Annotated in this window: 23 protein-coding genes and 1 pseudogene; 12 read left to right on the top strand and 12 right to left on the bottom strand. The window is 36.7% G+C overall.

Translation table 11 applies throughout. The annotated features are described in order from the left end of the window. Positions 1 to 42: 42 nt before the first annotated feature. Complete coding sequence (locus MMY79_RS13850) at positions 43 to 1,134, bottom strand: M48 family metallopeptidase (protein WP_252609473.1); 1,092 nt, start codon at positions 1,132 to 1,134, stop codon at positions 43 to 45. 20 nt (positions 1,135 to 1,154) lie between these two features. Beyond that, positions 1,155 to 2,243, bottom strand: coding sequence for a YjgN family protein (locus MMY79_RS13845; RefSeq protein ID WP_252609471.1), 1,089 nt, complete (start codon positions 2,241 to 2,243; stop codon positions 1,155 to 1,157). A gap of 932 nt (positions 2,244 to 3,175) precedes the next feature. Between MMY79_RS13845 and MMY79_RS13840 the strand changes: the two genes are divergently transcribed. From MMY79_RS13840 to MMY79_RS13825, 4 genes are all read left to right on the top strand, one after another. Beyond that, positions 3,176 to 3,730, top strand: coding sequence for a TetR/AcrR family transcriptional regulator (locus MMY79_RS13840; protein WP_252609469.1), 555 nt, complete (start codon positions 3,176 to 3,178; stop codon positions 3,728 to 3,730). 298 nt (positions 3,731 to 4,028) lie between these two features. Further along, positions 4,029 to 4,700 (top strand): CsgG/HfaB family protein, encoded by a 672-nt coding sequence (locus MMY79_RS13835; RefSeq protein ID WP_252609467.1) that lies wholly within the window; start codon positions 4,029 to 4,031, stop codon positions 4,698 to 4,700. Between the two features lie 17 nt (positions 4,701 to 4,717). Continuing rightward, the gene (locus MMY79_RS13830) at positions 4,718 to 5,086 is read left to right on the top strand and encodes a DUF4810 domain-containing protein (protein WP_252609465.1); all 369 of its coding nucleotides are present in this window, start codon (positions 4,718 to 4,720) and stop codon (positions 5,084 to 5,086) included. Continuing rightward, positions 5,083 to 5,763 carry a GNA1162 family protein gene (locus MMY79_RS13825; RefSeq protein ID WP_133974643.1) on the top strand — a complete coding sequence of 227 codons (681 nt, stop codon included), beginning with the start codon at positions 5,083 to 5,085 and terminating at the stop codon, positions 5,761 to 5,763. The genes MMY79_RS13830 and MMY79_RS13825 overlap by 4 nt, the downstream gene beginning before the upstream one ends. A 156-nt stretch (positions 5,764 to 5,919) precedes the next feature. On the opposite strand, the gene MMY79_RS13820 is transcribed toward MMY79_RS13825, so the two are convergent. From MMY79_RS13820 to MMY79_RS13780, 9 genes are all read right to left on the bottom strand, one after another. Further along, complete coding sequence (locus MMY79_RS13820; protein WP_252609463.1) at positions 5,920 to 6,279, bottom strand: hypothetical protein; 360 nt, start codon at positions 6,277 to 6,279, stop codon at positions 5,920 to 5,922. Positions 6,280 to 6,657: 378 nt separating this feature from the next. Further along, positions 6,658 to 8,016: an amino acid permease gene (locus MMY79_RS13815; protein WP_252609461.1), complete on the bottom strand. Its 1,359-nt coding sequence runs from the start codon at positions 8,014 to 8,016 to the stop codon at positions 6,658 to 6,660. Positions 8,017 to 8,163: 147 nt separating this feature from the next. Further along, on the bottom strand, positions 8,164 to 9,609 hold the full coding sequence (locus MMY79_RS13810; protein ID WP_252609460.1) for an FAD-dependent oxidoreductase: 1,446 nt from the start codon (positions 9,607 to 9,609) through the stop codon (positions 8,164 to 8,166). An 18-nt stretch (positions 9,610 to 9,627) separates the two neighbouring features. After that, a complete protein-coding gene (locus tag MMY79_RS13805; protein WP_252609458.1) occupies positions 9,628 to 10,959 on the bottom strand; it encodes an APC family permease in 1,332 nt (443 codons plus the stop codon). 187 nt (positions 10,960 to 11,146) lie between these two features. Continuing rightward, positions 11,147 to 11,854, bottom strand: a complete 708-nt coding sequence (locus tag MMY79_RS13800; RefSeq protein ID WP_252609456.1) for a cache domain-containing protein — start codon at positions 11,852 to 11,854, stop codon at positions 11,147 to 11,149. Positions 11,855 to 11,919: 65 nt separating this feature from the next. After that, entirely contained in the window at positions 11,920 to 12,639 is a 720-nt protein-coding gene (locus MMY79_RS13795; RefSeq protein ID WP_252609454.1) for a GntR family transcriptional regulator, read from the bottom strand. Between the two features lie 55 nt (positions 12,640 to 12,694). Beyond that, on the bottom strand, positions 12,695 to 13,465 hold the full coding sequence (locus tag MMY79_RS13790; RefSeq protein ID WP_252609446.1) for a nuclear transport factor 2 family protein: 771 nt from the start codon (positions 13,463 to 13,465) through the stop codon (positions 12,695 to 12,697). A 28-nt stretch (positions 13,466 to 13,493) separates the two neighbouring features. Continuing rightward, on the bottom strand, positions 13,494 to 14,924 hold the full coding sequence (locus MMY79_RS13785) for a gamma-aminobutyraldehyde dehydrogenase (RefSeq protein WP_252609444.1): 1,431 nt from the start codon (positions 14,922 to 14,924) through the stop codon (positions 13,494 to 13,496). 328 nt (positions 14,925 to 15,252) lie between these two features. Beyond that, a complete protein-coding gene (locus MMY79_RS13780) occupies positions 15,253 to 15,675 on the bottom strand; it encodes an Lrp/AsnC family transcriptional regulator (protein WP_035366510.1) in 423 nt (140 codons plus the stop codon). Positions 15,676 to 15,811: 136 nt separating this feature from the next. On the opposite strand from MMY79_RS13780, the gene MMY79_RS13775 reads away from it, so the two are divergent. From MMY79_RS13775 to MMY79_RS13740, 8 genes and pseudogenes are all read left to right on the top strand, one after another. Next, entirely contained in the window at positions 15,812 to 17,047 is a 1,236-nt protein-coding gene (locus tag MMY79_RS13775; protein WP_252609442.1) for an aspartate aminotransferase family protein, read from the top strand. After that, entirely contained in the window at positions 17,044 to 18,138 is a 1,095-nt protein-coding gene (astA, locus tag MMY79_RS13770; RefSeq protein WP_252609440.1) for an arginine N-succinyltransferase, read from the top strand. Before MMY79_RS13775 ends, astA begins: the two co-directional genes overlap by 4 nt. 400 nt (positions 18,139 to 18,538) lie before the next feature. Further along, the gene (locus MMY79_RS13765) at positions 18,539 to 20,002 is read left to right on the top strand and encodes an amino acid permease (protein ID WP_252609438.1); all 1,464 of its coding nucleotides are present in this window, start codon (positions 18,539 to 18,541) and stop codon (positions 20,000 to 20,002) included. Positions 20,003 to 20,226: 224 nt separating this feature from the next. Next, positions 20,227 to 20,649, top strand: coding sequence for a hypothetical protein (locus MMY79_RS13760; protein WP_252609436.1), 423 nt, complete (start codon positions 20,227 to 20,229; stop codon positions 20,647 to 20,649). 135 nt (positions 20,650 to 20,784) lie between these two features. After that, positions 20,785 to 21,195 (top strand): hypothetical protein, encoded by a 411-nt coding sequence (locus MMY79_RS13755; RefSeq protein WP_252609434.1) that lies wholly within the window; start codon positions 20,785 to 20,787, stop codon positions 21,193 to 21,195. A gap of 72 nt (positions 21,196 to 21,267) precedes the next feature. Beyond that, positions 21,268 to 21,720, top strand: a complete 453-nt coding sequence (locus MMY79_RS13750) for a DUF4265 domain-containing protein (protein ID WP_252609432.1) — start codon at positions 21,268 to 21,270, stop codon at positions 21,718 to 21,720. Positions 21,721 to 21,754: 34 nt separating this feature from the next. Beyond that, positions 21,755 to 22,087 carry a hypothetical protein gene (locus MMY79_RS13745; protein WP_252609430.1) on the top strand — a complete coding sequence of 111 codons (333 nt, stop codon included), beginning with the start codon at positions 21,755 to 21,757 and terminating at the stop codon, positions 22,085 to 22,087. A 128-nt stretch (positions 22,088 to 22,215) separates the two neighbouring features. Beyond that, positions 22,216 to 22,302: pseudogene (locus tag MMY79_RS13740) on the top strand (SMI1/KNR4 family protein); the annotation flags it as partial. 33 nt (positions 22,303 to 22,335) lie between these two features. On the opposite strand, the gene MMY79_RS13735 reads toward MMY79_RS13740, so the two are convergent. After that, the gene (locus MMY79_RS13735) at positions 22,336 to 23,796 is read right to left on the bottom strand and encodes a coniferyl aldehyde dehydrogenase (protein WP_252609428.1); all 1,461 of its coding nucleotides are present in this window, start codon (positions 23,794 to 23,796) and stop codon (positions 22,336 to 22,338) included. Positions 23,797 to 23,826: the final 30 nt, after the last annotated feature.

Here is a 23,826-nt window from a genome sequence, read left to right as displayed (position 1 = left end):
TATTTCATAGTGTCTTGAGAATGAATCCTCACTTTCTACTATTTAATCTTTAGCATGTTGTTTTTTCTCAAAATCATGAACCATTCGAATACGCTCTTCAGTTGCAGGATGAGAGGATAAAGTATCAAGCACAGCTGTAGATAGTTTATTAGCTGAAGATTCTTCTTGAGAAGTTGGTGGGTTGGACTGATTTTTTTTATCGATACCTTCTTCTGTTGTATCGCTTAAACGTTGTAAGAAATTTGCGAAGTGCGAGACTTCTATATGCTTCCTATCCATCAGCTGTAAAGCATATAGATCGGCTTCTGACTCAAATTTACGTGAGTAATTTGCACCAATCATAGCGGCAGGTAATGACGTAAATAAGTCTGAATTATCTCCTGTCATTGCAATGTATAATATACTTAAGCCTAAACTAGTTAACCCTTGTTGCAAACTATGGCGATAAACCAAATGGCCTTGTTCATGGGCTAATACGCCTAAGATTTCCTGATTGGTATGTGCCATTTTGATCAGTTCATCTGTGATGATAATCGTATTATTGGGTAGCGCTACAGCATTTGCCCCTAATTGATCGCCTTTACGGAAGACTAATTTGGCTGGTCTGTTTTCAGCAACAGTATTCAAATATTGTTTAGTAATTTGGTCTTTTTGAGTTTGTGCTAATTGGCTGGGTGCAGTCCAATTATTTAATACATAATTCTCGGCTTCATCACCTAGTTTCTTTAAAGTATTCTCAGGTAATTGAAAAGCAAGATAATGGGATGTAGCTGGAACACCCCATTTCACTAGACTGATCGCGAAAGTGATCACAAAAATTACACTAAAAAGAATAAGGCCCGGAGAGCGTTCAAATTTCCAGATCGAATGTTGAACCTTTTTAGTTGTGTAATTAAACCATTCAGGTAATGCACTATGAAATTCAATCCGTGCATCATCGTCTAATTCAATTACTGGGTGTAACTGTCCCAGCGCACCAATCAATTTCATATCAGTATATTGATAATGACGCTGTTGTTCTAATTGCTCACCATACCGAATTAGAACTTCAGATTCAGATTGAGCTGAAATCTGAGCACGGTGTGGTTTAGACACTATGCCATCATAGAAAATGATATCTACTGCTTGGGACATAAATTATTAAACTCAGATTATTATAGAGAGATGTCAATATCAAAAATATCACTGATTTCTTCAGCTAAAGCACTTTGTTCTTGCTGAGCGAGATTCATCATTTGATCTGGATCATCTAATAAAATTAAACTCATCGATTCAATCTGATATTTGTGAATACGAACCGCAGCCCAAGCAGACATTAAGCCTATGGTTAAGATTTTTACAATCCAGTTTGAAGCTACAATCCATGCAAAACGCCATTGATTACAGTCTGTTTTAAATTGACTGTTTCCAACTGTAGTATTGTTCCATGTCGTAATAAAAAGACGTGCAGCAATTAATGGATAAATAAATAATCCAATAAATGCATATACTATAAATATTCCGAAGATTAAGGCGTTCGGTGAGAACCCAGCAATTGTTCCGATAAGTGCAAAGTAAATGATTGAAAAAATAGCAATTATACCAATTGCAATAAAAACTGGTATATAAACTGCAGCCATATAAGCAGGCCATTTCGCATTTAATTTAAAATTTAATTGTCCAGCATATAAGTTGTTTAGATAATATTTTTTATATAACCAAATAGCTACAGGTGTAAAGATTCCTAAAGTGAAAATATATACCAATATACTCAAAAGAAAGACTTTATAAGATTCTTTTATCGTTCCACCAAAATAAAAACGTGCGTTGCCGAACTTACTATTTCTTGCAGTAAAACGCAAAGTAGCGCGAATTAGCCAAGGTACTGCTGTATATAGTGCAACTAGCCCAACCACAGTCGCAATCATTGAATACTGTGATGAAATTGCAAATACGGCATAAATTCCTAATGCAATTAAACGTCCAATCAAAATCTTGGTTGGAATCCCTGTAAAATCAAAGCGGCGTTCAAAAAATTCTGTATTGCCATAGAAATAGCGTAAGCGACGAACTTTAGCCCAAGGTGCATATAAGCTTAAAGTAATAATAGTCAAAAGAATATTAACGATCCAGATTCCAAAATATTCTGAGGCTTTACCATGAAACTTAAAATGATAAATTCCTGATTGTGAAATTGGTGGGGACGTAATATTTTGATCCTCATTCAAATCTTGAGGAGATGAGGGTAAAGCTTGTTCTTGCATTTTATTCTCTTTATTGAAACTAAATGATCTTGATTGAATGTAATAGATAATTAGAAAGCTATTGAGAATATTATATATTTTTTATAAATAGAAAGAAATAGAATGAAAAGCAAACAACATTTTTACCATTATATTATTATTGAGTTGTTCAGCTTAAAAAGCTTATCGTGTGAAGCATGCTTATTAGCTTTGCAGTAATATTGGTACTTTATTGCGGTTTTAAATTTAGTAGTAAATCTAATTTGAACTGAATTTTTTCTATATCCTTTACCATTTTTATATTCTAATCTTACCTGTCGAAACTAATATATCTTTATAAATTTCAATCCCGTTATAAACCCCCATTTAACAATCACTTACTCATTATTTATCCTTACTTTTTAATGATCTAATTTAAAGCAAATGTCATTTGTGTGCTTGACTGAAATAAATGTGAAGCTTATCCTTTGCCTGCTGGCCACATTGCCAGCCGGCTTTGACAGGCTGTTCTTCAAGTACATTGAAAAAACTCGTTTTTTTAATGTAGACCCACTCGTCTCCCTTTTTGTAGCGGTAGGACGGAAGGGGGACGCCTTCGTGCGTGCTGGGTTCTTGAAGCCAGTCTGTCAACCCTCTTTCGTTCTGCCACCATAATTCTATAAATGTCGGCAGAACTCCCAATAAAAAAGGAGTTGGCTTTGCACATTCTTAATTTCTTGGCAGCCTTTGCCAAAAGCTATAACGACACAACTTAAACTTTTAAAGCAGTTTGATGATCTAAACATTGTCAGGCTTTAAATCACTTCGTCTAAAAACTTGCATCAACAATAAAACTTGAGATGTGCCAAGCACAGTCTTTATGGGCTTTGCTATGCCTTTTTTTGCTTAAAAAGAGTAAAGGTATTTTTATCTCATTTATATAAAACAAGAATTTATTTTATAACGGTAAAACTATGCCACATTCAGATCTCCCATTTCGTGCTTTAAGTGTGCTTCATACCTCTCGATATCTTTTTAACAACTATGGCTTTCACAATGTCGGGGTCGACCGAATTATTGAGTCAGCAAAAGTTCCCAAAGCCACTTTTTATAATTACTTTCATTCAAAAGAAAGGCTAATTCAAATGAGTTTAACCTTTCAAAAAGATGGGCTAAAACATGAGGTAATTTCAATCATTCATGTTCAAAAAGACTTAACTCTGCTTGAAAAGCTTCGCAAAATTTATTACTTACATGCCGATTTAGACGGACTCTATCATTTGCCTTTTAAAGCTATTTTTGAAATTGCGAAAACACATCCCAAGGCGTATCAGGTGGTCGTTGAATATCGAAACTGGTTTATTAATGAAATCTATAATTTACTTTTAATAACCAATACAAATGCTTCAAAACAAGATGCTCACATGTTCTTGTTTGTGATAGATGGGGCAATGGTTCAGCTTTTAGATCCAAACAAGCCAGATGAAAGAGGAAGGCTTTTAGATTATTTTTTTATTAATTTAGGGTAGGTGTGGTGAGAACAGAGCTAAGAAAAGATACTAAAAATCTTAGCTTAGGCCAGTAATAATCGCTGCTCGATTTATCATTATATTTATAATATTTTGTAAAATTACTTTGAATACTTTCAGATAGATATCACTTTAACTAAACTCGAAAAGCTCTTATAACAATAGGAGTTTTTCACTAATTAAATCTTCATAAAATAAAAATAGTGTTTTTACTTAACGGTTAAATTATTAGATTGTTTGACAGTTTTTTTGTATATAATATGTATTCTTTATATTTTGTAACCATTATAGAGTAACCATGAAAAAAATATTAATCATTACTACGTTAAGTTCTTTTAGTTTAATTGCGTGTTCAACTACTGAAACTTCAAGAACGATCCAAAGCCCACAAGTAACTGTAGCTACATCACAAATTAAATATACGGGAGTAAAAGCTCCAGTTTCTATTGGTAAATTTGATAATCGCTCTAGTTATATGAGAGGTGTTTTTTCTGACAATGTAGATCGTCTAGGTGGGCAGGCGAAAACTATTCTTGAGACACATTTACAGCAAACTGGTTATTTTACAGTTTTAAATCGCGACAACTTATCTGAGATTAAACAAGAAGTTGGTTATAGCAATACAAGCCAATCTATTAAAGGCGCTCGTTATGTCATTACTGGTGATGTATCTGAGTTTGGTCGTAAAGAAGTAGGCGATCAGCAATTATTTGGTATTTTAGGGCGCGGTAAAGAGCAAGTTGCTTATGCAAAAGTTAATTTAAATGTTGTTGATGTAAAAACATCAGAAGTTGTGCATTCAGTACAAGGTGCAGGTGAATATGCATTAGGTGCTCGTGAAGTATTAGGTTTTGGCTCTACAGCTTCTTATGATTCTACTTTAAATGGCAAAGTACTCGATTTAGCTGTTCGTGAAGCAGTTAATAATCTTGTGACAGATATTCAAAATAACCGTTGGTCAGTTCAATAATTTTGGATATGTGTTAAATGAAAAAAATTCTTTTAAGCAGTTTTCTTGCTATGGGATTGGTTGGTTGTGCTGCTGGTCCTCAGCCTTTATATAATTGGGGAACTTATACTCATCAAACCTATTTGATGTATAACGCACCTGAAAAAGCTACACCAAGTGCGCAAATCACAAAATTAGAAGCTGAGATTGAAAAAACTAAAGGCAAGGGCTTAGCTGTTCCACCAGGTTTATATGCTCATTTGGGATTATTATATTTGCAAGAAAATAATTCTCAAAAAGCAATCGAGTATTTCCAGCTTGAACGTCAAGTATATCCAGAGTCTACAGTTTTAATGGATCGTTTATTGCAAAAAATGAATGTGAATGGTGGGTATACAAAATCATGATTAAGAAATTTTTAATTGCTGGTTTGGTTATTTCTAGCCTTGCATTTACGGGATGTGCTGTTACTCCACCGCCCAATAAAGATATTACGGCTTATAAAGCGCATATGCCAAAATCGATTTTGGTATTGCCGCCAGTCAATGATTCGCCTGATGTAAAAGCGACTTATAGTTATTGGCCTACTGTGGTGGCGCCTGTTGCAGAAGCTGGCTATTACGTTTTTCCAATCTCTGTTGTAGACAATATGTTTAAAGAGAATGGTGTTACTAATGGCAGCGATGCTCAGTCTATCTCACCTCAGAAATTACAAGAGATTTTTGGCGCAGATGCTGCTTTATATATTCGAATTAAAGAATATGGCTCTAAATATCAAGTCATTCAAAGTGTCGCGACAGTAAGTGCTGATGCAAAGCTCGTTGATTTAAAAACTGGAGATGTGATTTGGACAGGTGAGAAAAAACTTGTTCAAGCAAGTAATGATGGCAACGCGGGTTTAATCGGAATGGTCGTCGGTGCTTTAGTTGAACAGATTGCTGGCAGCTTTAATGATCGGGCTTATCCATTAGCGAGTATGGTAAATACTCAACTTTTTACCCCGACGACTTATAATCCGGGTATGGGGTTGCTATATGGCCCACGTTCACCAAAGTATCAACAAGATGGAGTCGTAGCTAAGTAAATTAAAGTCTTAGCTAAAGTTTTACTTTATTAAAAAAAGGCTGCTTCATATATTAATTATATGGAGCGCTATATAAAATTATTCTTCCGGAAGGTTTTATAAATTTTTTGGTTAAGTAGGAGAGCTAGAGCAACTAGTTCTCCTACTTAATTCGTTTTACTTCTTTTGCTTAAAGCGGTATTTACATTTTAGGCAGCGATAATCTTGAAAAATATTTTTATCGATCATCACGCCCGCTTTTTTACCAAAAATATTGCCAACTACACCGCCAGTAATGCCTGCGCTAATTGCACCGACAAAAGTTCCTACAGTTCCGCCAACAATCACACCTAAAGGTCCAGCAAGCGTACCAATTGCTGCACCAACTGAAGCTCCAGTTGCAGCACCACCTACAGTGCCTGCGGTTGTACCAGCAGCTGTCAGTAAAACACCGCCAGTTGTTCTAAGTAATTTGTCATGGTCACGTGCTTCAACTTCGGTAGAACCACACTTAGGACATTGCAGAGCTTTTTCCATAAAATTTCCTGTCTTTCATCATTGAGTGACACAGTTGGCGGCGCTAAATCAGTAAAGTGGGTAAAGAACCTGTCTTTCGATGAAGTGTCTTTTCCTATTGAGTGATTGTAACGATAAACTGGTCTGCTTTGATTTTAGCTGAACATTGACACAAATATTTATAGATCATGTAAACACTTGTACTTTAATAATTATCTCATTAAATACCAATGTTTAGAATGACTTAGGGTTACATATTAATGTGTCTAGCAGAGAACAATTTAATAATAATGAATAAAATGTGAATGGTTTTTTGAGAAGATTTTCGGAAGTTACTTAGTGAAATGAGCTATTCAATGATAAAAGGCTTATCCAAACAGGATAAGCCTTATTTGAAGATTAGAGTGATTTTTTCCAACTCAAAAATTTATATAATCCAAACATGAATGCAATCCAGATTGGAATTAAAATAACTGATTTTTCAAATCCTTGAGTCCACATGATATATAAAATCATGCTAATAAAAATCAAAACAATATAATTACTCAAGGGTGAAAATAGTGCAGGGAATTTAACAACTTTACCTTCAAGTTTCATGGCACGTTTAAACTTCAAATGGGTAAAGCTAATGATTGCCCAGTTTAAAACCAGTGCAGCCACAGCCATGTACATGAGATAACTTAAAGCTGCTTCTGGGATAAAATAGTTCAGTAATACACAACCAAAAATCAGAATAGAAGAAAAGATAACAGCAGGTGTTGGAACACCTTGTTTACTCACTTTTGTAAAAATTTTGGATGCGTGGCCTTGTACTGCTAGGCCATATAACATACGACTATTTGCGTACATACCGCTGTTATAAACAGACAGTGCAGCCGTTAAAATAATAAAGTTAAGCAAATGCGCTGCCCAACCAATACCAAGCTGGCTAAAAATCATCACAAACGGACTTTTATCTAGGCCACCAAGGTCAAGCTGATTCCAAGGAATAAGCGACATGATGATGGCAAGCGAAGCAACATAGAAAACCAAGATTCGAAAGATGACTTGGTTAATGGCTTGTGGAATGCTTTTTTCAGGATTTTCAGCTTCAGCAGCAGTCATCCCAATCAGTTCAATACCACCAAAAGCAAACATTAAGAAGGCGAGCATATAAAACAGGCCCGAGAACCCATGCGGGAAAAATCCACCATGCTGCCAGAGGTTTGAAAAGCTAGCGATAGAATCGCTACCTGCGGTGAGCAATAAATATAAGCCAAACACGATCATGGCAATGACCGCAGCGACTTTAATAATGGCTAACCAAAACTCAGATTCACCATAAAATTTAACGTTGCCTAAGTTCAAACACGTGACTAAAACAAAGAAAAATAAGGCTGATATCCAAGCAGGAATATGAGGCCACCAGTAATGCACATATTTAGCAACGGCTGTCAGTTCGGTCATCGCGACCAGAATGTAAACCACCCAATAGTTCCAGCCCGATAAAAAACCGGGGAATCTTCCCCAATATTTTTGTGCAAAGTAACTAAAGGAACCGACCACAGGTTCTTCTACGATCATTTCACCCATTTGGCGCATAATTAAAAATGCGACCAAACCGACAATGGCATAACCTAAAATAATAGAAGGGCCAGCAGACTGGATGACTTGTGCAGAGCCTAAAAATAAACCTGTCCCGACAGCGCCACCCATAGCGATTAGCTGGATGTGGCGATTTTTAAGTCCACGTTTTAATTGGGAAGATGAGTTGCTCAAAATATATGCGCTGAATAAAAAAGCTGGCGCTATTGTAATGGATTGGCTAGGGATAACCTAATTTGAAAAGGATTTTACTCAGTTAAATAAAAAGGATTCGTACAAAGCTATACGAATCCTTTTTTAGAAAAATGATGTTTTTATAAATTAGAAAGACACCATTTTGCCCGGGTTAATCATTGCACCGATGCCATACATACTTTTTGCGAGCGGAATGACAACGGGAGCAAGGGTACGGCCAAACATAATATTTTGATGGTCAATTTTAGATAACATCTCGAAGTCATTAGATTGCCCAACAAAGTCATTTGCAATGGCTTTACCAATGCGTACAGTCTGTGCAACGCCGTGACCACTCCAACCGTGAACAGCATAAATTGGAAATTTATTGCCAAACTTACGGCTGTCTACAGCACCATTTACAGTTAAATCAGTTGTTCCACTCCAGACAAAATCCATTTCTAGATTTTTAATTTGTGGGAAAACCGTATGAATTCGATGTTCTAGATAATTTAATGTTTTCTCTGGTCCCCAACATGTTCCTGTACCTTGACCACCAAACAATAAGCGGTTGTTAAACACGGGACGGTAGTAATCAATCTGGAACTGAGTGTCATAAACAGGATGCTCAAATGGCAGAAGCTCTTTGATATCAAGCTCTAGCAGGGCAGTCGTCGCAACGTAGGTGTAAAACGGAATAGTAGTATTGCTTTGCTCTGATAAAAGTTTAAATGAAGCATGGTGTACCGCTAACACCACAGATTTTTTAGCTTTTACGACAGCATTTGCTGTTTGAACATAAATACCATCTGCTTTTTCTTCTATTGAAATGACTTCTGTTTGTTCATAAACAGTACCGCCATTTTGGCAAAAGCCATAAATTAAGCCACGGTTTAAAGCTAAAGGATGAATTTGTCCACCTAACTCATCAATTAAACCACCTGTATAGTAGTCCGACTTAATAAAGTCCATGAGTTCATGCTTACCCACAATGCGCGTATGGTCTTCACCTAAATATTTTCGAGCATCGGCGCCTTGTGTTAAACCAACCAAATGTCCTTCATGAACGGCGGCGGTAATGTGACCATTTTTTCGGTCAAAGTTGAGCTGGTATTTTTCTGAGATGTCATCAATAAGTTGCATGGCTTCTGTAGAGGTAAAATGCCAGAGCTTTTTGGCATCTTCATAGCTTAAGCGATCGGCCATTTCTTGAGCTTCCCAGCGAGCTAAACCGGGGGTAAGTTGTCCGCCATTTCTGCCAGAAGCGGCACTACCAATGCGATTTTTTTCTAATAAGACCGTATCTACGCCTTGTTCAGCTAAATGTAATGCACTAGATGAGCCTAATAAACCACCGCCAATAACCACCACATCGCATTCAATATCAGCTTGTAAACTGTCAAATGAATGCCAATCAGAAAGTGAGCTTTCATAGTAGTTGGCTGGATTATCTACTGCTGCATCTTCTACATTTGTTGTGTCAAATTTTGCATGTTTGGGATTTAACCAGCTCCACTCTTTGCCCATTTGTAGAGATTTACTTGGTTTATATTGCACGTCTTTTAAAAGTTGAGGTTTAGAAATAATTTTCATGACGAAGTTCCTTAAAAATTAATAAGCATTACTAATCGCAATACTTTGTTTTTTAATCGTTTTATAGATAAATAAAAGAATCCCTAACGATAACCAGAAACATCCAAAAGTAAGTGAAGATGAATCAAGGTTAAGCCAGAGGCAAATAATGCTGATGACGGATAAAAGCGGTAAAAAGAGGTTTAGAAATTTATTTTTAAACCCAGAGCGCTGTTTATCTTTAATATAAAACTTCATAAAGACTGAGAAATTTACAGCTGTAAACGCAACTAGAGCACCAAAGCTAATGAGGCTTACGACTTGGGCTAAATCTAGAAAAACCGCAGACATTGAAATAAGACCAACAAATAAAACCGAAAAAAAAGGTGTACCTAAGGAGATGTGAATTGTCCCAAAATACTTTTTAGGAAAAATATTATCGGTGCCCATTATATACAGTAAACGCGAAGCGCTGGCATGAGAGGCAAGGCCAGAGGCGACAGTGTTCATAATTTGCCCGCATAAGAATACGGATTGGAAAAATGCACCGCCGACATACAGCACAATTTCAGGTAGTGCTTCAGTAGGGTGCTGGAAGCGCAGATTATTTGGAAAATAAAGCTGAATAAACCAAGCTGCCGTAAAGAAAATGAACCCACCAACCAGTGTTGTTAACATGACTGCTCTGGGAATATTTTTAGTCGGCTGTTTGGTTTCATTTGAAAGCGTGGTAACCGCATCAAAGCCCAAAAACGAAAAGCACAAAACTGAGGCACCCGCAACGAGTGGTAGTATAGATTGCTGCTCATGCCAGAGTGGGGCTAATGTAAGCACATGCTCATAACCTTGGGTCGAGCCAATGCCCTGAATCACTAAATACACAAAAATGACCATGAGTATGATGGGTGCAAATACAAACACGAGACTTAAGTTGGCCAGTAACCGAATGCGGAAACAATTTACTAAAGTGACTAGGCCAGCCGACACAAACACCCAGAACCAATAAGGCAGACTTGGAATAAGGGCTGTGAGATAAATTGCGGCAAGCAAAACATTAATGAGGGGTAATAACAAATAGTCGAGTAGGGAACACCAGCCGACAAAGAAACCGCTTTTAGGTCCTAAGCTTTCAGCTGTGTAGCTATATGCTGAGCCTGATTTTTCTGAATTTTTGCTGAATCTTGCATAGCTCCAAGCAGTGAGTAGCATGGCACCTAGTGCGAGTAAATATGCCAGTGGCACATGTCCATTGGTAATGCCAGAGACAATGCCGAAAGTATCAAACACTGTCATGGGAGTCATGTAGGCAATACCAATAATTGTGACTTGCCAAAGAGACAATTTTTTTAAGGAAGACGTTTTATTTTCCATGTCATTTCAACCTCAAATTTCGTTGTTTTGCTTTTCATCCGGAAAAGCGATGCTATTTTTGAGCCAAAACTTCCCCTAAACCTGAATAGACAAGTCTGTTTGAAGAAAGTTTGTACAAAAACTAGGGGCTATTTCGCCTTGGTGATGCTCTACAGGAAGGTCAAATATTTATATCTTTGACTTCACTCTAAATCACCACCAGTTGAAAAGATTGACATGGTCGTGACAGGACCTGGTCGGGGCTTTGTCCTCTAAATAATGTGCCTGTTCTGATGGTGATGTCATTTGAAGTAATCACTCGAGAAGAGTCGTTGATCACAATTGCTTTTTGTTTAATATTTTTCAGCTTCGGCATGAGTAGTTTTTCGAGTGCTGAAACTAAAATATCGGTGGCAATTACACCAATAAATTGATCACGAATCATGACCGGATGGGCAAGGGTAATGGTATACGCACCATTACAGATATAATCGACGTAAGGCCCATGGATGCACGGACTTTTATTTTGAGCAGGTTTATGGAACCATTCAAAAGAGCGAAAATCTAAAAATCGCTGAGCATTTTGATAGTTTTCAAGTTTGGCTTGTTGTAACTGATTTTCTTTTTTATACCACCATTCGAGTGTCCAATAATCTTGTTCTTCTTGCGTTGCAGGGCTATAACTTGCAAAGCCGATCCCTTGACTGTAATGGCTTTCCTGTAACGCCTTTTTAATTTCTTTTTGCAATGCTGAACGTTCTGAACCTGAAAGCTTAATGTCTTTTGTTTTTTCAGGTTCATGCTTAGAGAGAATTTTACTCGCTTTGGTCGCCAGTTTCTCTGTAATGGCTGTCGTTTCCTCAACAACATTTTTTAATAAATTTTGAAGCTCTTCTATATCTAAATGTTGGGTCATTCCTATAACTCCTAAAATTCCATATTTCTCACTCGATATTTGATAAGCGCTCTATTTTATTGTTTTTATTCGATTGTTAACTTATATCGAAGCATTTGATCCGTTAGCATAGAAATAATCTTTCTTGCTTGAATAACAGCATCATCTTCATTGCCTTGAACAAAAGATGATAAAAGTTGGTGGTATTGCGCAACGACCAATTGATGAAATTGATCATTTTGATAAAGCACAGCAATGAGCGGCGCCCATTCGGCTTGTATGGTTAACTCTTGATTTGCTAGTCGAGCTGATTGAGCAAAAGAGGTGAGTGTCAGCAAACAACGTAAATCAAGTTGAGCACGCGTGTCTGCTTCAATTGCTTTTTCAAATTGTTCAATAAGCTCTTTGATTTTGTTCAGTTCATATTCAGTGGTTCTTTGTGCTGCTAAATACGCACCATGGCTTAAAATTGCACTATGAAACTCGCCTAGATCAGCCAGATATTCATTGGAAGCTTGACGTAGAGGATGCTTGTTTAATAGTAAATCGGGTGGTAACTCACAAACAAAGCTTCCGCCGTTTCGCCCGCGTCGTGTATCAATCAGACCCTTTACGCGTAAAGTATTTAACGCTTCACGAACGGTAATGGGTGACACTCCCATTAAGCGAGCTAAATCCGCCTCGTTGGGAAGTTGTTCATTGCTTTTAAGCAATCCAGAGATAATTGCATTTTCCAAGCGTTCTACAACTTGTTCCGATCGAGTTGCCTGAGCGATAGGTGCAAAAATTATCGTATATGCTGACATGGCGAATTCTCTAAAAGCTAAGTCAGTGACTTAGCTTAATGAAACGGATAAATAATTAAAACACGCCATATTGATGGACGGCCTGTTCATCTTCAGGCACTGCTGGTATTGCATCCCAAAGTTCAACAATTTTGCCATTATCTACACGCCACAGTTCAAAATAGGCATGTCGATTTCCAGCAATATTTCCTTCGGAATGTGTCAATACAAATTGACCATCAGCAATGGAGCGATGAGTTTTGGAGTATACCAAACCTTGTCCTTCATTACGGATATTGTTCAAAAAATCAATGACTGCCTTAACACCATCACCAATATCTGGACTATGTTGAATGAACTGATCGTTGTGGGTGTATTCTTTAAATGCTTCGTAATTGCCATCAATTAATGACTTCTTAAAGAAAGAGGTCACAATCTCACGATTTTTCTCTGAATCATGGTGAGTTACGATTTCGGTTGGGCCATCTAATTGTGTTCTGCCACTTACATTCGGCGCGGCTTCAGTCACCAGTCCATCCCAATGTTCCACAATTTTGCCATCTTTCACTCGGTAAATATCAAAACCAACTAAAGGGTTTTCATCTAATCCCTGAAAGCGGCCATGAATTGCAACCAAGTCGCCATCTGCCAATACACGCACAGCTTCATGTTGCATGTCGGGACAATCTTCTACCAGTTGGCGAAGGCCCGAAAGACCATTTGCAACCAGTGGAGAATGCTCTACAAAGTCTTCAGAAAAATAACGGTCTAGAGCAGTTGTGTCGTGTAGATTAAATAGCTCGTGATGGGCTTTGCTCACCAAGTCTTTCATTTCTTGTTTATTCATTTTGATCTCCTTTCAAAGTCCATTTTTATTATTCGTTTGAACTCATCACATGCTTAACGCGGGTATATTCTTCAAAACCATAGCCAGATAAATCTTTACCATAACCTGATTTTTTGAAACCGCCGTGTGGCATTTCTGCGGTGAGAGGAATGTGTGTATTAATCCAAACTGTACCGAAATCGAGTTCACGAGACAGACGAGTTGCACGGGCATGATCTTTGGTCCAAACACTTGAAGCTAGGCCATATTCAATGTCGTTGGCTTTTTCAATGGCATCATTTTCATCTGTGAATTTTTGAACAGTAATCACTGGTCCAAAAATTTCATTTTGAATTGCTTCATCGTGTTGTTTTAAACCACTAATAACGGTTGGCTCAAAATAGAAGCCCGGACGGTCTGCCTGTTTTCCACCAGTTTCAACTTTGGCGTGGGCAGGTAGGTTATCGATAAAGGCTTTAACATTCTTTAATTGATTGGCATTGTTAAGTGGACCGTAAAGTGCGTCTTGATCATCGGGTTCACCAAAACGTGTATTTTTTGCAGCTTCAACTAACTTGCTTAAAAACTCATCATGGACTGCTTCAGACACAATCACACGTGTGGCAGCTGTACAGTCTTGGCCTGCGTTGAAATAGCCAGTTAATGCAATCATTTCAACTGCTTTGTCGATGTCGGCATCTTCAAAAACCACTACAGGTGCCTTACCACCAAGCTCAAGGTGAGCTTTTGCTAAATTTGCAGCCGCTGAAGCTGCAACCTGTAATCCGGCACGAACTGATCCTGTAATAGAAACAAGCGCAGGGGTTTTATGTGATACCACTTTTGAACCCACTTGAGCTTGGCCTAACACTACGTTAAGTGCACCCTTAGGGAAAAATGGTGCAGCAATTTCTGCAAGTAAAAGGGTGCTTTCTGGTGTTGTGTCACTTGGTTTAAGTACCACCGTGTTACCCGCAGCCAAAGCAGGAGCAATTTTCCAAACAGCCATCATAAGTGGGTAGTTCCAAGGTGTAACTTGACCAACTACACCAACTGGTTCACGGCGAATAGAAGAGGTTAAACCTTCTAAATATTCACCTGAAGCTGTGCCATTGAGTAAGCGGGCAGCGCCTGCAAAGAAACGAACTTGATCTGCCGATGCACCTACTTCTTCTGATGCAATTAAGTGTTTTAACTGACCCGTATTACGACTTTGGGCCTCAATTAAACGCTCAGCATTTGCTTCAATAGCATCTGCCAAATTCAGTAATGCTTTTTGACGAGTTGAAGGTGTGCTGCGTCCCCAAATTTTAAATGCTTCTTTTGCCGCAGCATAAGCCGCATCAACTTCTGCCTCGGTTGCATTCGGTGATTGTGCATAAACTTCACCAGTCACTGGGCTGACTAAGTCGAAATAATCATTTCCTTTGCTAGCAACATATTCGCCGTTAATAAAGTGTTTTAGTTGAGTTTTAGCCATTTTTATACCTTGTCCTTAGGTTTTTAACATATAACATATAATACTATATGTATTATGTTTTAAATTTTCTGTCAAATGCTTTGATGAGAGGAGTGAGTGAAAAAAATTAGAATTCAAATCAAATTGGATTTTAAGCTTTTGATTTTATTGTTTTAAAAAATTAAAAAATTATTGAAGATTTTTAGAGCAGGCTCATCGTTGTACTAATTCAGTAGATTTGATGAAAGACAATAGAGGAATTTTGCTAATCGAGAGCAGCTTGATGAGCCAAACCTTGTGTTTAGCTCATCAGTTTCGAGTTCTTATTGATTGAAATTAAAGGGCTTTATTAGGTCTTATGACTCGCAAGCAGAATGCTGGTTTCACTGTTATAAATACCTGAAATGTTCCTGATTCTCTCTAAAACTTTGTCGAAGTTTTCTAAAGTATCAGAGCGTAGCTCGACCAAAATGTCCCATTTGCCATTAGTTTTATGCAAACATTCCACTGCACTTTCTAGGCGTAGTTCTTTAATCACAGATTGCGCTTTAGTGCCTTCAACCATAATGCTCATCCATGCACGAATGACGTTTCGTTCTGCATTGGGTTTAAATCGTACCGTATATCCAGTAATGATGCCCGAAGACTCTAGATACTCGATTTTCTTTTTAACCGTTGCGCGTGAAACGTGAACTTTTTCGGCTAACTCAGTAACAGACATCCGTGCGTTATCTTTAAGTAAACCTAAAATAATTTGATCAATGTTATCCATATTGTAATTGTCAATTATCAAATTGGTAAAAAATAATTCATTTTTGACTGAATTACAAATTTTGTGAATCAATTTGATTTTGAATAATAGGGTCATCAGCTAACCCTCATAATTTTAATTTAATGGACTAGATAAAATGAATAATTTTGCAGTTTCACGTAGTGACTTTAACGAGTGGATGGTTCCAGTTTTTGCACCGGCAAATTTCATTCCGGTACGTGGCGAAGGTTCACGTATCTGGGATCAAGAAAATAAAGAATATATTGATTTTGCAGGCGGGATTGCAGTAAACGCATTAGGTCATGCGCATCCAGTGGCAGTGAATGCTTTAACAGAACAAGCAACAAAACTTTGGCATGTAGGCAATGGTTATACAAATGAACCAGTTCTACGCCTTGCAAAACAACTCACTGAAAATACATTTGCAGATAAAGTTTTCTTCTGTAACTCAGGTGCTGAAGCGAATGAAGCTGCATTAAAACTAGCTCGTAAAGTCGGTCTAGACAGTGGCGTTGCTGGCAAAAGTGGCATTGTGGCATTTAACAATGCTTTCCATGGTCGTACTTTATTTACCGTTTCAGCGGGCGGTCAACCTAAATATTCTCAAGACTTTGCACCACTTCCAAATGGCATTAACCATGTTGCCTTTAATGATTTAGACGCTGCAAAAGCGGTAATTAATGAGCAAACATGTGCGGTCATTGTTGAACCGATCCAAGGTGAAGGTGGCGTTATTCCAGCTGACGTCGAATTTTTAAAAGGTTTGCGTGCACTGTGTGATGAGTTTGGTGCCTTACTTATTTTTGATGAAGTACAAACTGGTGTTGGTCGTACAGGTGCACTTTATGCATACATGAACTCTGGTGTTATTCCAGATGTATTAACGACTGCAAAAGCATTAGGTGGTGGTTTCCCAGTCGGTGCAATGCTAACAACAGATAAGTTTGCTCCACATTTTTCAGTGGGTACGCACGGTACGACTTACGGTGGTAACCCGTTAGCAAGTGCGGTTGCAGGTGCAGTATTTGAATTTATTAATACGCCTGAAGTGCTTAATGGTGTCAAAGAACGTCATGACTACTATAAAAAAGCTTTAAATAAATTAAATGAAAAATATGAAATCTTTGAAACGATTCGTGGTGAAGGTTTACTGATTGGTTGTGCCCTAAAAGACAAATTTGCTGGTAAAGCAAAAGATATTAATAACCTTGCAGGTGAAGAAGGTTTACTGAGTTTGATTGCTGGTCCAAATGTTCTACGTTTTACACCGTCTTTGATTATTCCATTTGCTGATATTGATGAAGGTTTAAAACGCCTTGAACGTGCGCTTGCTCGCTTTGTGGAAATTCAAAAGGATGAACAAGCAGCATGATGATTATTCGCTACATTGAACCTAAAGATGTTAATGACCTTTACCTGTTGGCGCAAAAAGCGGGTTTTGGTTTGACATCTTTGCAGCCCAATATGGAAAAACTTGCTGCTCGTATTGAGCGGGCTTGTAAAACTGTCGCAGGTGAACTCCCAAAGGCAGATCAGGTCTATTTATTTGTTTTAGAAGATAGTGAACTCAACAAAGTTGTCGGTGTTTGCGGTATTGAAGTCGCACTTGGTTTAAAAGAGCCTTGGTACAACTTTCATGTAGGAACCCAAGTTCATGCGTCAGAACCGTTAAGTGTTTATAACGCTTTACCTACTTTGTATTTGAGTAATGACCATACCAACTGTAGTGAGCTTTGTACTTTATTTTTAGATCCAGACTATCGCTTAAATAAAAATGGCAAGTTTTTATCTAAAGTCCGTTTCTTGTTTCTGTCAGCATTTCGCCAATATTTTGAAGAAACCATTGTTGCTGAAATGCGTGGCTATTCCGATGCAAATGGGCAATCACCATTTTGGAATGCGGTAGGGCATAAGTTTTTTAATATTGAATTTACCAAAGCTGATTATTTGAGTGGAGTCGGGCAAAAGGCTTTTATTGCTGAGCTGATGCCAAGACATCCACTCTATGTCGATATGTTACCTGACGATGCTAAAGCCGCGATTGGCATTGTTCATCCAAATACTCGACCAGCCTACAACCTCTTGCTTGAAGAGGGGCTACGCTATAAAGGCTATGTCGATATTTTTGATGGTGGGGCGACATTGCAGGCCGATATCGAAAATTTACGGGCAATTAAAGAAAGTCAGTCTGTAGCGATCCAAATTGAACAACCTGAAAATATTGCGGTAGGTGATGAAGCTTACATTGTGGCCAATGATGACTATGAAAATTATCGCTCGATTCTTGTGTATAGCAAACCGCACCAAAACATATTGCAGTTAACAAAAGAACAAGCAAAACAATTGAATATTGAAAATGGCGCTTTAGTTCGGGTGCTAAGTGTTCAAGTTAAACAGGTTTCGAGTCCAGAAGTGGTCAATAAACTCAAAGCCACTGAGCATTTTCGAATGGCTGTTAATTAAGCGGAAATTACTATACATTTCACCAAATTTAAGAAGGAATACTATATTATCGCTAACGCAAGATTGGTACATGGATAAACACAATCTTGCTCGCTGAGCTGGAATTAATTAGCCTGTTTCTATTCTATAAAAGACAGATAATAAAAATATTTAATTCATTTATATATTTTAATTGTCTGCTGAAATTATGTTGAGAATAGCTGGCTAATATAATAATGAAGGGAAGGATTGATGATTAATTTTTATTGTTATAGGTAATAGCTTTTAAAAAGGAATTTATAAGGTTTTAAGTGATTTAATAATATTATTAACATGATTTAATGGACTAAATTAATAATCATATAATTTATTTATTATTAAAACATTTACGACGGTTGCTATAAATTGGAGTAAATATTACATGAGTAAGAATAACGGAAAGCAGTTCCTGGAAGGAGATCTTCTTGGTAGTCAACATATGACTGAGCAAGAAGAGGAGAAATTGCAGCGCTCATTAACCAATCGTCATATTCAGATGATCGCAATTGGTGGTGCAATTGGTACTGGGTTATTTATGGGTTCTGGGAAAACATTAAGTGTTTCGGGTACTTCAATTGTTTTAACCTATTTAATTATTGGTTTCTTCTTTTTCTTCGTGATGCGAGCAATGGGTGAATTGTTGCTTGCGAATACTAATTTTAAAACATTCGCAGATTTTGCAACGGCTTATCTCGGTCCGTGGGCTGGGTTTTTCCTTGGTTGGTCGTATTGGTGTAACTGGATTATTACTGCTATTGCTGACGTGATTGTAATCGGAGGGTACATGCAGTTTTGGTATCCTGATTTACCCGTTTGGATTCCTGCATTTACATCATTAGCCATCTTAACGATACTCAATTTTGTGGCCGTCCGGCTTTTTGGTGAATTAGAGTTTTGGTTCTCACTCATCAAAATTACTGCAATTATTCTGTTTATTTTGGCTGGTATTTATTTAATTAGTACCGGATTTACTTCTCCAAATGGTGTTAAAGCATCGGTTAGCCATTTGTTTGAAACACAATCTATGTTCCCATATGGTGTAACAGGTTTCTTGGCAGGCTTCCAAATTGCCATATTTGCATTTGTAGGTATTGAGCTTGTCGGTACAACTGCTGCTGAAACCAAAGACCCGCATACCTCACTTCCAAAAGCAATTAACTCTATTCCTTTACGTATTTTATTATTCTACGTGGGTGCATTGGTTTGTATTATTGCAGTCACCTCTTGGGCTAAAGTATCGCCAGATAAAAGTCCGTTTGTAGAAATGTTTACATTGGTTGGGTTACCAATTGCGGCAGGTTTAATCAACTTTGTTGTTGCGACTTCAGCTTTATCTTCGGCAAATAGTGGAATCTTTGCGACCAGCCGTATGTTATATGGTTTAGCTTTAGATAACGATGCGCCTAAAAGCTTTAGTAAGCTGTCTAAAAGAAAAGTTCCAATTAGAGGGCTTGTGTTTTCAATGGCTTGTGTGACCCTTGGGACATCAATTCTATTTATTGTTCCAAATGTTATGACTGCATTTACGATTATTTCAGCGCTCACTTCAATTTTATGTATTTTTACATTTATGCTGATAGTGCTTTCATATATTTATTATCGTAAGAAAAGTCCTGAATTACATATCCAGTCAAAGTATAAAATGCCAGGTGGTTTATTCATGGCATGGGTGACGATGTTGTTTTTAGTCTTCACTATAGTAATTTTAGCTTTAGATCATGATACGCTGATTGCTTTAGAGTTCTCACCAGTATGGTTTATTGGTTTGTTTATTGCCTATAAATATAAAAAGAAAAAGATGTTGCAGCTTGATATTTTAAAAGCTCAAAAGGTTGATTATATTTAAGTCGAGTATAGTTTTTTATATTAAAGCTAGGTGAGTGCCTAGCTTTTTTATTTTGAAAAGTAGGAACTGATTGAAAGATAAAACTTAAAAAAAGAAGGTTAACTTAAAGAGATAGGTGATATATAAATAAAATTCGAAAAGAGATATGATAAAAAATTGTAAATTTTGTTATATATACTACTTATAGAATTACTAATGACTTGAAAAATAGTTGAGAAAGAATAATGTTTGAAATAACCCCATACGTGGGAGCTAGTTTAATTAACTTTGGCATGAAAAGAGAAGAAGTAAGAAAGATTTTTTCTGAGTATGAGCCTAGAGCATTTTGGCGAAATTCTTATTCAGAGTCTGCTACTGATGGCTATGATGAAATTGGTATTAATGTATATTATGATAGTAATGATAGAGCTATAGCATTAGAGTTTTATGAACCTGCTCATGTTGTTTTTAATGGGATAGAGCTATCTAAGCTCCCTGCATATGAGGCTTATAAGCTAATGGCTTCATTAGATAAAGATATTGCTATTGATGAGGATGGATTAACTTCTTTTAAATTTGGGATAGGTTTTTATGTACCAATTTATGAGGAAGACTATATGCTACCAGTTGAATCAATCATTCTATTCACAGAAGGGTATAGTAATTAATAAAGTTGAATGAAAAAAATTAGCTAAGATACAATCAATATTAGTATGCAATATAGTGAAATATATATCAGATAATGGTATATAGAGATTACTTGTTGAATAAATAAGTGCTTAATAAATAATCGAGATGGAATAATGTTTGAAATAACTCCATACGTGGGAGCTTGTTTAATTAAGTTTGGCATGAAAAGAGAAGAAGTAAGAAAGATTTTTTCTGAGTATGAGCCTAGGGTCTTTGGGAACAATTTTTCTTCTGATGGTTATGAAGAAGTAGGTATTAATATAGATTATGATAGTGCTGACAACGTTATAGCATTGGTATTTTATGAACCTGCTCAAGTTGTTTTTAATGAGGTAGAGTTATCTAGGCTCCCTGCATTTGAAGCTTATAAGTTAATGGCTGCATTAGATAAAGATATTGCTATTGATGAAGATGGTCTAACTTCATTTAAATTTGGGATAGGTTTTTATGAACCAAATTATGAAGAAGAACCATTTTTACCAGTTGAAGCAATTATAATATTCATAGAAGGGTATTATGATTAATTCTATAAGGACAATTAGTATTTGAAAATCTATATTATTCGAAAAAAAGATATGTAAATAAAAGGAAGTGTAGTGGATAAGCAAAAAATTGTAATAGACTATTTAGATAAAAATAATGAACTATCAAAAGAGTTAATATGGGGAGAGATGTACAAGACTGATCAATACTTTGTTAGAAGTATTCCTTTCTTTGCACCTAACCTTGCATTTGATGATCTTATTCAGGTTGAAATAGAAAATGAAAAACTCTATTTTGATGATTTAATAAAGCCATCTAATAATTCAACATTAAGAATTGTATTTTTTAATAACGATATTAAATGTATTGAAAAAATATTAACTACTTTGGAGGTTTATTTATGTGGTTGGGAAGGCTTTGAAGGTAAACATTATTATGCAATTAATATACCTAAAAAGGTTAATTATGCTCTAATTAAAAAATATTTAGATGATAAGAAGATTTTTTTTGATTATGAGGAATCATGCTTGTCAGATAAACATTCAAGTGATTTATGCTTGTCTTAAAATATTAGTAAATAAAAGAGAGGGGGAGTTAGTCGTGGGTGATGTTAATAATTTAAATGGAAAATTTTTTGAATATGATCATGTGCATTCTATAAATATGTATTTTGATGACTTTGGTGGGGTCTATAATTTAGATATGGTTTTAGACAAAGATTTGTCAGATATATATAGTGAAAAAATAAAAATTAGATTCTTTAATATTACTAATCTTTATCTGAATGATTTTGGTAATAGATTTACTCAGTTTGAAGATTTATATATTGAGAAAAATTTAGATGGTTGGGATGGTGTTAAATATAACTTAAAACAAATAGATGAGGATGGAATTTTCTTTAAATTTTTTAATTTTGAATTATTGGAAGAGTAATTTTATAAAATAATAAAATTTGTATTTGGAAATTTATTTAGTATATATATAAATTAATTTATTGAGAAAATAATGACTGATTTTGTTAAAGAATTAGCAGCTTGTTCTGTTAAAGGAATACAGCTTCCTTTGAAAAAACCAAAGAAACACGATTTGTAGATTTTGATTTAACAAAAGAACAAATTAATAGATGTATTACAGGTCGTTTGTTATAAAAAAGCCTCATAACGAGGCTTTTTTTATAATGGTTACTTAATATTTGGATCGCCTTTTTTCAAGAAAAAGCGAATTGCTAACTTTTGTAGAAATGTTCCATAAGGAGGGTGGAAAAGCTGAGTCGGGAAAAACCGATGGCGAATAAAAACAGTTTTTGCATGTGAAAGTTCACGGAAGCCTTCTTCACCATGATATGACCCCATGCCTGAGTTTCCGATACCACCGAAAGGAGCATCATGGTTAACTACATGCCAGCCCCAATCATTAATGGTCACACCACCCGAATGAGTTTCACGTAAAATACGATCACGTTCTACTGAGCTATGCGTAAAGCAATAAAGCGCTAAAGGTCGTTCGTCCGATTTTACATAGGTAATTGCATCATCTAAAGAATCATAAGCCACCACAGGTAAAATAGGGCCAAAGAGTTCTTCTTTCATAATGCGCATGTCTGGCGTGCAATTCAGCACAATCTGTACAGGCATTCTGCGACCTTGTTGGTCAAAGCTGTAAGTGTCGCAAGGAATAATACGTGCACCTTTTTCTTGTGCATCGGTCAAAATATCTTGAATACGTTTTAAATGGCGGTCATTTACAATCGATGTGTAATTCTCATTATTTTCAATGTTTTGACCAAACATTTTTATAAAGCTTGCTTTAGAGGCTTCTACAAACTCATCAATACTTTCTTTTGGAACCAACGCATAGTCAGGCGCTACACAGATTTGACCACTATTTGTTGCTTTACCATGTGTAATACGTTTTGCAGCATCGGCAAGCGGGTAGTTGCGGCTTACAATTGCAGGTGATTTACCACCTAACTCAAGTGTAACAGGTGTTAAGTTTTCAGCGGCCGCTCGCATGACGACTTTACCAATCGCAGGGGAGCCAGTAAATACAATATGGTTAAATGGTAAAGAGGTAAATCTTGCTGGGTCTGTAATTTCTTCACCAAACACAGCCACTTCATCTTCATTAAAGACTTCAGCCAGCATTCGTCGAAGCATTGCATTAGTATTCGGTGTAATTTCAGGCAGCTTAATCATGACTCGGTTGCCAGCAGCTAATGCGGCAATGAGCGGGCCAAGTGCTAAATAAACGGGGAAGTTCCAAGGAACAATGACACCAACCACGCCTTTAGGTTGGTATTGCACACTTAAACGGTTTGATAAAAATAAAAGCTCGGTACGGCGTTTACTTGGGCGCATCCAGCGGCGTAAATGATGAATTGCATGATCGGCTTCTAGCACTGAGCCAAGCAGATCTAATAGTTTAGATTCATCAAGTGATCTAGAACTAAAATCGGAATTAATCGCGGCAGCTAATGCATCTTGATAACGAATGATTTGTTTTTTGAGTTGATGCAGCTTTGTGCGGCGTGTCTCAAGACTTGGATAGGGATCTGCCTCAAAATTGGCACGTTGTTTGGAAAAAATAAGTTCCATATGTTCGGTGGCAGAACCGCTATATTCTTTTAAAGTGGAGCTTTCCATTATCGTTCCTTCCATACTTTTGCTTATGAT

This window comes from Acinetobacter sp. XS-4, assembly GCF_023920705.1.
In the GTDB taxonomy this organism is placed as follows: domain Bacteria; phylum Pseudomonadota; class Gammaproteobacteria; order Pseudomonadales; family Moraxellaceae; genus Acinetobacter.
Note: the sequence above shows the minus strand (reverse complement) of the source record. Positions and strands in the feature narration are given on the sequence as shown.